Genomic DNA, 10,315 nt, shown 5'->3' with positions numbered 1-10,315 from the left:
TAATCAAATGCTGCATCACTACCGTATAGCACTCTACGCAATCGTTGTCACCTTAATGGCAACGGGATGCGTCCCTAAAGAACCGTTTCCTCCCGGAGAACATTATGAATCATCTGATATTAATGTCCCTTTTATCATGCCGCGTTCAGAACTGTGCGGTTCTACCTCCATTGAGATGGTCTCTTCGTATTGGCAATCAACAACCTCTTATAACCCTAAACTCTCCACAAAAGAACTCGATGATCATACATTGATTCCGGCAAAAGGGGGTACGCTGCAGATAGAGTTGGTTATCGCGGCGCGTGCTAACGGTCTGATTGCTTATCCATTGGAGCCAACCTTTGAAGCACTGTTTGCAGAGCTTTCCGCGCATCATCCCGTTATTGTATTGGTAAACCGCAGTTTTTCATGGCATCCGCTTTGGCATTATGCGCCGGTTATCGGGTACGATGAGGAAAAGCGAACCATAAGAGTCCATTTTTCGGATCAGCCGAATGAAGCAGTCTCCCTTGCAACTTTTGCCGCCCTATGGAAACGAAGCGGAAATTGGGGCGTTGTCCTTCTTCCTCCCGGTGAGCTTCCGGTATCGGTTTCATCGAACGTATTTTTGCGTGCTGCGTATGAATTTGAGAAAACCGGCAAGAGGGAGGAAGCTATTGCAGCTTATCAAAATGGGCTGATACGTTGGCCGGAAGATATGGATATTCTTTTTGCCCTAGCCAATGCCGAGTATAATGTCTTGAATCTCTCCGATGCCGAGAAAAACTATCGTAAGCTTTTAGCGCTGAATCCCTCCCATACGCTTGCCTTGAACAATCTGTCGATTCTCTTATGTCGCAGCGGCAGATCAGATGAAGCATTAAAAGTGCTTGATAAGGTTGTGAGTGATGATCCTAAAATACAATCCTTGGTTAAATCTTCACGGGAAGAGATTGAGGCTGGATGTATTTTTTCTCCAAAAAAATAACAAAGGTTTTTACCTGTATGGTATAAATAGTGTATCAGCGATATTTTTTCGGAAAATCAAATCTTCTAATTTCAGCGGAATTTTTCCCGATACTTTCCCAACTATCATCTTTCAACTGTATCGTCACAACACCGCAGGTAGGGATGCTCTCGATATCACCGTTTGTGATCAGATTGGCACATTCGGTAATTTCGGGATTATGCCCGAAGAGAAAGAGGGTATTGACGCTTGGCGCTACACTGCGGATGATGGAGAGGACGGTCTCGACGTCAGACGCATAGAGAGCATGATCGTAGTGGATCGACTCAGGCGGATAGGAGAGGGCTTCGGCGATAGAAATAGCGGTAGTTTTGGCGCGCAAAGCAGGGCTGGAGAGGATTAGATCGGGACGGATATCCTTATCCGCGAGCTTTGATCCCATCAGCGGTGCATCTTTCATCCCCCGATGACTCAGGGGGCGGTCATAATCGCTCAAACTCTCATCGCTCCAGTCCGATTTGGCGTGACGGATAAGGTAGAGCGTTTTCATGGCTATAACGTCAACCCCGAGGCTTTTAAGAGGATATTTTTCTCTTTTTCAGGGCTCGAAAAGAGGCGGTTGTGGAGATCGTCATCTAAGATGGCGAGATCGTCAAACAGTTCTTCGTCATCTTTTTCGGGGAAATACTTGCTCACTTCGCGTGAGAGTGCTTCGAGATATTCATCGGTGTTATTTTCATCAAACAGCCCGATACGCTTGCCGTGTTCAATCGTAGCGATCGTACGGAGGAGATAAAGCCGCTCGAGGTTCTCTTCGCTTTGGGGCGCATTGATCAAATTGTTGATACGATTGACTTCGCTACGGTAGATTTCGGTCGATTCTTTGATGCTTTGGAGCTGTTCAGGTGAAAAAGTCATAATATTTCCTTGATGAAATGTAATAGGCGGGCTTATTTGAAATGCGGCTCTTCGCACGTTTCCTCTTCTTCTCGCTCTTCTTTCGATTTGCGGTTAAGAAAAAGGGCGATCAAAATAAAAAGGCTAACTCCGCCGAATAAAAGTGTAAATGTATCCATTTAATCCTCTTTAAATGCTATAGGGCTATTATAATATGTATATCAATTATTTTATCGCTTTTCTCATTATTCTAAGGCTCATTCTCTGGGAGGGGTGATTACACTTTTAAAATATACCCTTCACCACGGATATTTCGGATCAATAGTCCCTCCACGGCACTTCGTATCTCTCGGATATGGGAGGCGATGGTGTTGAATTTAATGAACTTATCTTCCCAAATGTATTCGATGAACATATCATAGGTAATGACATTGTTGCGGTATTTACTCAGCAGATAGAGGATATTACGCTGATTTTTGGTGAGATTGACGATTTCCCCTTCCTTTATGAGCTGTTTAGAGGCTAAGTTGAAGTTATACGAAGGGGCGATTTGGATTTCATCGTCTTTGGATAGGATAAGGAGCTTTTGAATCCGTAGGAGCAGTTCCATTAAGTCGAACGGCTTTTTCAGATAGTCGCTGCATCCGAGGCGGTAGGCCTGAGTGATAGACTCGATATCGGTGTAGGCGGTCATAAAAATAACCGGTTTTCCGGGATCGTTGCGCGATATCCACTCGATTACCTCAAATCCGGTTGCTCCGGGAACATTGACGTCCAGGATGTAGATATCGGAATTAAATCGGCATTGGTTTAGCATGGCGTTTCCGTGACCGAACATCTCTACTTCATAGGAGTGGAGGGCAAGAAAGCCGGCAAGATTGTTCCGAAGGGAAAATTCATCTTCAAGCAGGGTGATTTTCATCGTCTATTTTTCCTTTGAAAGTATAGGTGAAGGTCGTCGTTCCATCCGATGATTCGACTTGTGCCCGGATATTCTGACGTTGGCATATCGAAGCAACGATCTCCAGTCCGACACCCATTCCGACCGTATCGTACGCTTCGCGGTACCCGTCGGTAAAGATATATTGTGGATTGATAATAGTACTTCCGTGATTTGTGATGCGGAGGGTAATTTTTGATTTTTTCTTGAGGGAGATGTGGATACTCGTATTTTCAAAAGAATATTTGATCGCATTGGAGATCGTGTTATCGATGATACGCTGTAGACCCGAAGCGGCGACTTTGATGAAACACTGTTCCTCAACGTCAAGTTCGATTCGGATGTTTTTGACCTCCGCAAGGAGAACAAAATATTCGACCCGCTTTCGTAAAAATACCGCCAAATCAATGACGTCATTTTGAAGAGGAGCCTGTTTTTTTGTTTCCAGAGCATAATAGAGGTCTTCATAGATGAGATGGAGCGATTTGGCAGCTGCATGCATCGTGTCGACGTAGCAGTTTTTCGGGTAGTGGTAACCGTACATCTCCGCAGAAGTTTTGATAACGCTAAGAGGATTATAGAGTTCGTGATAGGAGCGTTTGAGGAGCCCTTTGAGGTATTTGATCACGGATCGTTTTTTCAAGTGGAGCTGCACTCTGGCAAAAATCTCTTTTTCATAAAAGGGTTTTACGAGATAGTCGTCCGCTCCGCTTTCGAACCCTTTGGCTTTGTCTTCATGGGTTTGAAGCTCGCTCATAAAGAGGATAGTGAGATCGTTTTCCGGGATTATGCTTTTGATTTGGCGGCATATCTCATAGCCGTCCATATCGCTCATTTGGGTCTCTAGGAGGATCATGTCGAAATCGGTTTGTGAAATACGCTCAAGCGCTTCTTCACCCGTTTTGGCGATATATAGATCTAAATCAAGAGGATAAAGAATATCTTTGATGACAATAAGATTTTGGATTTGGTTGTCTACCAATAATACTTTAGGTCTGTCGGGCTTGTATTCAAACATATCAGCCTCTTTTTTAAGAATGATTCTAATGCAGTATTATGCAGAAATAATGGAGCTTCGGATGGTTTCGAAATCCATCTCCGAAAGCCGTTTCACGAGCCATTCTTTACATGCTCCCTCATCTAAAATACTAATGAGGTTTTCGCAACGGCTCAGTGCTCCTTTGTTTAATGCATTGATGAATTCACGGCGAAATTTCTCATCCAGAGTTGAAAAGTCGACTTTGCTATGCGCACTTATTTCGTACTTTTGAATCGATTTATGCTGTTCGTTATTAAGTTGAGTATGGACGTCCATCTATTCTCCTCTTTGGGCGAGAGTGAGTTTGGCAATAGTATATCACAAGAAAAATTATCGGTAAATATTTTTTTTGCATTCTAACTGCATTTTTTTTAATTAAGATACTGCCTATGTCCTAAATATGATGCAGGAGAAAAAGATGTCGTTGCTGAATCCCAAGGCAATAATGGGCGAATATAACGATCTAGGCAGCAAGGCGACACAACTGCATATGCTTAATAAACGGCTGGAATATTCCCAAAAATACCAAAAAGCAATTTTTGACGGGCAGCCGAATATTATTGTCGCCAATTTAAATACACAGACATTATGCGACGGAAATAGAGCTTTTCTGGATTTTTTCGGTTATTCGGATCTCCCCTCTTTTTTAGCGGAGCATGAGTGCATCTGCGATTATTTCATTGAACGGGAGGGATACCTTAGGACAATGATGGAGGAGAAAAACTGGATAGAGTATGTTAAAGACAACCCCGGATTCGCCCATTACGCATTGATGAAAAAAGGGGACAAAGAGTATGTCTTCAGTGTCAGCGTCAATGAAGTGAATAATGAAAACGATAAAATCAATATAGCCTCTTTTTCCGATATTACAGAATTGGAAGAGTATAAAAAAACACTCGAAGAACGAATTAAAGGGGAAGTTGCGGAAAATAGAAATAAAGACAGGATGCTGCATAATCAGTCTAAAAGTGTTCAGATGGGGGAGATGCTCAACATGATTGCCCATCAATGGCGCCAACCCCTTAATGCGATCAGTGCTTCCGCAATCTCTGTCTCCATGAAGCTAGAACTCGATGAACTGGAACCGGACGATATTCGGGAACATCTCACCTATATCCAGTGGCGCGTCCAAAAAATGTCCCAGACGATCAACGATTTTATGAATTTTTTCAAACCCGATCAGGAAGTACAGCAGTTTACCCTTAGTGACGTGATGAAGGAGATAGAGTCTCTTATGAAGGCTCAGTTGCAAGCCAGGGGGATACGTATACTTTACGATTCGCGTAATCCGATTTCTATCATCAACTATAAAAAAGAGCTTGCACATGTTCTTATTAATCTTATTGCCAATGCGCGGGATGCCTACGAGGGGAGACATCTCGATATCAAAACAATCGAAATTGTATTGACGCAAGATGAAGAAGGATTGATTTCCATTATAGTCCGTGATTGTGCGGGGGGGATAGATCCGGAAAATATGGAAAAAATATTCAACCCCTATTTCACGACAAAAGATCAGGGAAAAGGGACGGGTATCGGCCTTTATATGAGTAAAAGAATCGTGTGTGAAATATTGAACGGTTCGATTGAGGCATCCAATAGTGCCGATGGCGCAGAGTTTTATATAACATTTAAAAACAAATAATTGGATAATAGGTTCTGCATTTTTTCTGCATTCTTGATCCCTATACTGTTCAATGGATTTTGATTCGGAAGAGATTCGGTGGGTACACCGAACTCGATAAGGAAGAGAACATGGGGATCACAAAACTTGATGACCAAGAGTTGCTCGATGAGATCAGCCGTCGTTTTCAGGAGAAAAGAGCTTCAATCCATGAGATGGAGTTTATGACCAAAAAGCTCCTAGAATTCAATGAAAAAGCCAAAGAAGCAGAGGAGGTGAAGACGTACTTCCTCTCGTTGATTAAAAATGAGTTTAACAACCCGATGACGGTGCTGCTAAATCTGGTCAAAAAAATCGGGGGTGAAAACGATCCGGACAAAGCTTCCCGTATAGCTACCATGATGCACAAAGAGCTAATGTATCTCGATTTCAGCTTGAAAAATATTTTTGCCGCCTCGGAAATCGAATACGGTCAAAGTGCAAACAGCTACGTTCGTATTCGTCCCGATGAGATAGCGTATGAGGCGATCAGCTATTTAGAACCTATGATTGAGGAGAAGATGCTTTGCACCGAAGTAAATTCATCCGTTCGGACGATGGTGATCGATGCCCAGAAGTTTTATCTTGTCCTTTTAAATCTACTCTCCAACGGATGCGAGTTCTCCTATCCCTCTACGACACTGTCGATTTCATTTACACAAGAGGATAACGGTTATGAGCTAAGGGTCGCGAATACCGGAGAGAAGATAGATGAAGACCATTCCAAACATATGTATAACCGTTTCTACAAGTACAGTACGGGAAAAACCCGTCCAACACAGGGGCTTGGTCTCGGACTTAGCGTTGTAAAAGAGCTATGCGAATCGATGGAGGGGAAAATCGATTATTTCGAAGAAGAGGGGAAGACAGTTTTTGTCGCCCGTTTCCCTGTTAAAGACGAACAAAACCTGTCAATATCACATGGACTGGGTTCAGACGAGTTTTTCGACAGTGAATTCGTACAGTCGTTATTGGAGTTTTGATGAATATTAAAAAATATATCCAAGTCGGAGAATTTTACATCGGAATTAAGCCGACCGAAGTGTGTACGATTTTAGGATCGTGTGTTTCGGTATGTCTTTATGATCGGTTGGAAAAGATCGGAGGGATGAACCATTATCTCATCCCTTTATGGAATGGCAATGGCCTTCAAAGCCCGAAATACGGAAATATCGCAATTCATAGGTTAATAGAGGGGATGGTTAATATCGGATGCAGAATCGAAAATCTCGAAGCCAAAATTTTCGGTGGAGGCAATGTGATCGATAGCGTCTCTCAGGGGGCGATGATGGTGGGGAGGAAGAATATCGTAATAGCCCAAGAGGTACTGGATCAATACCGTATACCCGTCACTGCCAGAGATGTCGGAGGGGCATTGGGTAGACGGATCATGCTCCAAAGTCAGACGGGTAGAGTGTTGCTCAATTATATTAACGAGGAGATATATAGATGAAAAGCAATGATATCGCTGCAATCAAAGCGCTGACCAAAGAGCTCGTCGTTTTATATGTTGAGGATGAAGAGGATATACGTCACCACATGGTTGGCCTTCTGCGAATACTTTATAAGAAGGTAGATGTCGCGTGTGACGGGTTTGAAGGCCTGGAGATGTTCCATAACCACTCGTACGATTTGGTGATTACCGATATCCAAATGCCGAATATGAACGGGTTGGATATGATTGAACATATCCGAATGAACAATGCGGATATCCCGATTATCATCACGACGGCATTCAGCGATCAGGAGTATTTTATCCGATCGATTGATCTGAAAATCGACAAGTATCTCCTCAAACCGATTGAGGAGTCTCGCGCAAAAGAGGTGTTTTCGGACATCGGATGGATGATTGACGATCGCAAAAAAGCCAAAGAGTATGAAATCCGACAGTTGCAGGAGAAAATCAATCGCCTTTCAGAGCGGATTATCGCTCAGATAACGGAAAGCTATCTCTCTGCCTGCATTATCTACACCGACAGCACCGTACGATATTTCAATGATCCTTTTTGTTCTATTTTTGATGCTGCGGAGTTACAGCGATTTTTAAAAGGGGAGGAGGAAGGGCTTCCGTTTGATAGACGTTCAGGATTTTTACACTCTTTGGCTGAGTATGACGAAACCGATCCTCAAAAAAATCGTATATCTGTCTCAAAAAGACAGGGGCGCAAAATTTATCGTATCGTACGCCGCGATATACATATTGATAATGAGGAAGAGCAAAGCTGCATCTACTTTTTTAATGATATTACCCTCGAAGAGTATCAGAAAATTAAAATAAAGTCGTATACCGAGATTCTAGAAGAGTTGGTTATCAAGAACCGCTATCGAGGTAAAAGTCGTTTTACTATTGTCTCTGAAAAGGAAGAGGTTATTGTAAAGGAGGAGGAAAATTTTCCTAAAGAAGAGTCTTCTGCGACAATGATGCCTCCGCAAGAGATGCATAATGCAAAACTCAAAATTGATGATGAAGAGAATCGTCTTCTCCGCCGTTCACATACGCATAAAACGACGGCGGCTGAGTATATTTCCGAGCTTGATTACGAAATACTTCAAGAACTTCAGGAGCTGGATGAACTTGATAACGATTTTAAAGAATCGATTTATTTGCTTACAGAGGACGCCGATATCGACGGTCTGCGGCAAATGTCGGTGCAGTTGGAGATATACGCCCATGAAATCAGTATGCTTTTTGAGTTTGAAGATCTCGCTTATGCGATCCGCTCGCTGGCAAAATTATTTTCAGAGATCGAAGATGCTGCTTTGGAGCAAAAAAGGATGAAAAAAATCATTCTTCTCCTGAGCGGGATACAGTCGGATTTGAGTGAGTGGCGGCGGCGGCTGTTTGTATCTCAAAGTGCTCTGGATATTCACTATCTTGACAGTTCGCTCTTTAGCACCTGTCTGCAGATTGAGCTTATTCTCTCCGATGAGGTCAATGAGATCGATTCAGCCGAAGAAGATTTAATCCTTTTTTAGAAGATAAAAATTTGAATTAAAGCGGGGGTTTCTGATGAAAATGATCAAAACAAACGAAGCGATTGGGAACACAAAAATGTTGAGTGTTCTGTATGTCGAAGATGAGTATGAAATTCGTGAGAATATGGTCAAAATTTTAGAGATGCTTTATGCGCATGTTTTTGTCGCCGTGGATGGAGTCTCGGGATTGGAAACGTATCGTCAGAACCGCAGTAGTATCGATCTTATTATTGCCGATATCACTATGCCTAAGATGGACGGATTGGAGATGATTGAAGAGATGCGACGCGATAATCCCGATATCCATGCGATCATTATTACTGCCCATAACGAGCCCGAATATTTTCTTAAAGCGATCAATACGGGAATCGATAATTTTATTGTCAAACCGATAGAGATGCAGCAGATGATGGATGTACTCTCGAAAAGTGCCAAATCGGTGAAGATTAATAAAGAGCACAAAAATTACGCCAGTTATTTAGAGACGATGCTTATTCAGAAAAAAGAGGAGCTGGAACAGTCGTATATGTATGACTCTTTGACCGGATGTTTCAAAAAAGAGAAACTTGATCAGATGACTCAAAATTATCCCGAACATACTTTGATATTGTGCAACATCGATAATTTCGATTCGATCAACTCGACGTACGGCTATGAAATCGGAGATCAGATTTTATTTATGTTTGCCGAGTACCTTCGTGAGCATCTCAACAATGGAAATACTCTCTATCGCGTTGCATCCGATGAATTCGTCATTTTTTGCGCGATCTCTTCCGATGAATTGATCTCTCCTGTTGAAAGTCTCTATCGGGGGATTCAGAGCTATATTTTCAAGATAGAGGATATTCTCATCAGTCTGACGTGCACCATCGGTATCGCTTCGTCACCAAACGCTTTGGTAAAAGCGCATGCCGCGATGAAAGAGGCGCGTCAGATCGGTAAAAACCGTTATCAAATTTTTCGGGATGATTCTGATTTTATTGTACGGCAGAAAAATAATATTGAGTGGATGCGTAAAATCCGTCTGGCCCTTAATGAAGATCGAATCGTCCCTTATTTTCAACCTATCGTCGATAATACGACTAAACAGATTGTTAAATACGAAGCTTTGGCACGGATTATCGAAAACAATAAAGCGATTAGTCCGAAGCATTTTATTGAACCGGCAAAACTTGTCGGACTGCTCCCTAGTATTACGAAAGTCATTCTGGAAAAAAGTTACGCGATGTTTGCCGATAAGTCGGAATCGTTTAGTATCAATATCACCGAAGAGGATCTTCTAAACCGTAATTTTTCCTCGATGATGATGGGATTAGGAAAAAAATACGGTATCGAACCCTCTCGGGTGACACTGGAGATTCTCGAAAATATTTCGGCAAACGGAACGAATGAATCGATCAAACAGCTGCAGGAGTTGTCACAGATCGGGTATACGATCGCGATTGATGATTTCGGGAGCGACAAGTCAAACTTTTACCGTATTCACTCCATGCACGTCGATATCATTAAAATCGATGCCGCCTACATTCAAGACATTGACCATAATAAAACAAGTGAACTGATTGTTAAAACTATTGTTTCTCTGGCACAGGCCATGGGCATTCCGACGGTTGCAGAATTTGTCAGTTCCGAGTCGATTTATAATAAAGTTAAAGCGATGGGAATCAACTATTCGCAAGGGTATTATTTCGGTGAACCTATGCCGAACGTGGAGTAAATATCGATTGAATTTACGATAAGGGGGACTGAATCATGAAAAAAAAATGGTGGCTTGGAGCGTGGGTTATTGCAGTGCTTGCACTGTTGCTTAACGCTGCATCAATTTATAAATATGAAGTCAAAACGCTCCGCAAT

General features: G+C 42.4%; 12 protein-coding genes. 6 read left to right on the top strand and 6 right to left on the bottom strand.

Features of this window, described 5'->3' with window-relative positions:
• On the top strand, positions 1–967 hold a 967-nt coding region (locus Q0C19_RS08460), incomplete at its 5' end, for a PA2778 family cysteine peptidase (RefSeq protein ID WP_295055070.1).
• A 34-nt stretch (positions 968–1,001) separates the two neighbouring features.
• Here the strand turns inward: Q0C19_RS08460 and Q0C19_RS08455 are convergent.
• From Q0C19_RS08455 to Q0C19_RS08430, 6 genes are all read right to left on the bottom strand, one after another.
• Complete coding sequence (locus tag Q0C19_RS08455) at positions 1,002–1,496, bottom strand: histidine phosphatase family protein (RefSeq protein WP_295055069.1); 495 nt, start codon at positions 1,494–1,496, stop codon at positions 1,002–1,004.
• A 2-nt stretch (positions 1,497–1,498) separates the two neighbouring features.
• Positions 1,499–1,864 carry a hypothetical protein gene (locus Q0C19_RS08450; RefSeq protein WP_295055068.1) on the bottom strand — a complete coding sequence of 122 codons (366 nt, stop codon included), beginning with the start codon at positions 1,862–1,864 and terminating at the stop codon, positions 1,499–1,501.
• Between the two features lie 32 nt (positions 1,865–1,896).
• A complete protein-coding gene (locus Q0C19_RS08445) occupies positions 1,897–2,022 on the bottom strand; it encodes a hypothetical protein (RefSeq protein WP_295055067.1) in 126 nt (41 codons plus the stop codon).
• A 98-nt stretch (positions 2,023–2,120) separates the two neighbouring features.
• Positions 2,121–2,765: a response regulator transcription factor gene (locus Q0C19_RS08440; RefSeq protein ID WP_295055066.1), complete on the bottom strand. Its 645-nt coding sequence runs from the start codon at positions 2,763–2,765 to the stop codon at positions 2,121–2,123.
• On the bottom strand, positions 2,746–3,801 hold the full coding sequence (locus Q0C19_RS08435; RefSeq protein WP_295055065.1) for a hybrid sensor histidine kinase/response regulator: 1,056 nt from the start codon (positions 3,799–3,801) through the stop codon (positions 2,746–2,748). The genes Q0C19_RS08440 and Q0C19_RS08435 overlap by 20 nt, the downstream gene beginning before the upstream one ends.
• A 36-nt stretch (positions 3,802–3,837) precedes the next feature.
• Entirely contained in the window at positions 3,838–4,098 is a 261-nt protein-coding gene (locus Q0C19_RS08430; protein ID WP_295055064.1) for a hypothetical protein, read from the bottom strand.
• Positions 4,099–4,240: 142 nt separating this feature from the next.
• On the opposite strand from Q0C19_RS08430, the gene Q0C19_RS08425 reads away from it, so the two are divergent.
• The 5 genes from Q0C19_RS08425 (at position 4,241) to Q0C19_RS08405 (ending at position 10,178) form a co-directional block, all read left to right on the top strand.
• Positions 4,241–5,467 (top strand): HAMP domain-containing sensor histidine kinase, encoded by a 1,227-nt coding sequence (locus Q0C19_RS08425; protein WP_295055063.1) that lies wholly within the window; start codon positions 4,241–4,243, stop codon positions 5,465–5,467.
• A gap of 110 nt (positions 5,468–5,577) precedes the next feature.
• Positions 5,578–6,468, top strand: coding sequence for a HAMP domain-containing sensor histidine kinase (locus Q0C19_RS08420; protein WP_295055062.1), 891 nt, complete (start codon positions 5,578–5,580; stop codon positions 6,466–6,468).
• A complete protein-coding gene (locus Q0C19_RS08415) occupies positions 6,468–6,938 on the top strand; it encodes a chemotaxis protein CheD (protein WP_295055061.1) in 471 nt (156 codons plus the stop codon). Before Q0C19_RS08420 ends, Q0C19_RS08415 begins: the two co-directional genes overlap by 1 nt.
• Positions 6,935–8,461 (top strand): response regulator, encoded by a 1,527-nt coding sequence (locus tag Q0C19_RS08410; protein WP_295055060.1) that lies wholly within the window; start codon positions 6,935–6,937, stop codon positions 8,459–8,461. The genes Q0C19_RS08415 and Q0C19_RS08410 overlap by 4 nt, the downstream gene beginning before the upstream one ends.
• Before the next feature lie 34 nt (positions 8,462–8,495).
• Positions 8,496–10,178 (top strand): EAL domain-containing response regulator, encoded by a 1,683-nt coding sequence (locus Q0C19_RS08405; RefSeq protein WP_295055059.1) that lies wholly within the window; start codon positions 8,496–8,498, stop codon positions 10,176–10,178.
• Positions 10,179–10,315: the final 137 nt, after the last annotated feature.

The sequence above is a fragment of the Sulfuricurvum sp. genome (genome assembly GCF_023250475.1).
Taxonomy (GTDB): Bacteria; Campylobacterota; Campylobacteria; order Campylobacterales; family Sulfurimonadaceae; genus Sulfuricurvum.
Note: the sequence above shows the minus strand (reverse complement) of the source record. Positions and strands in the feature narration are given on the sequence as shown.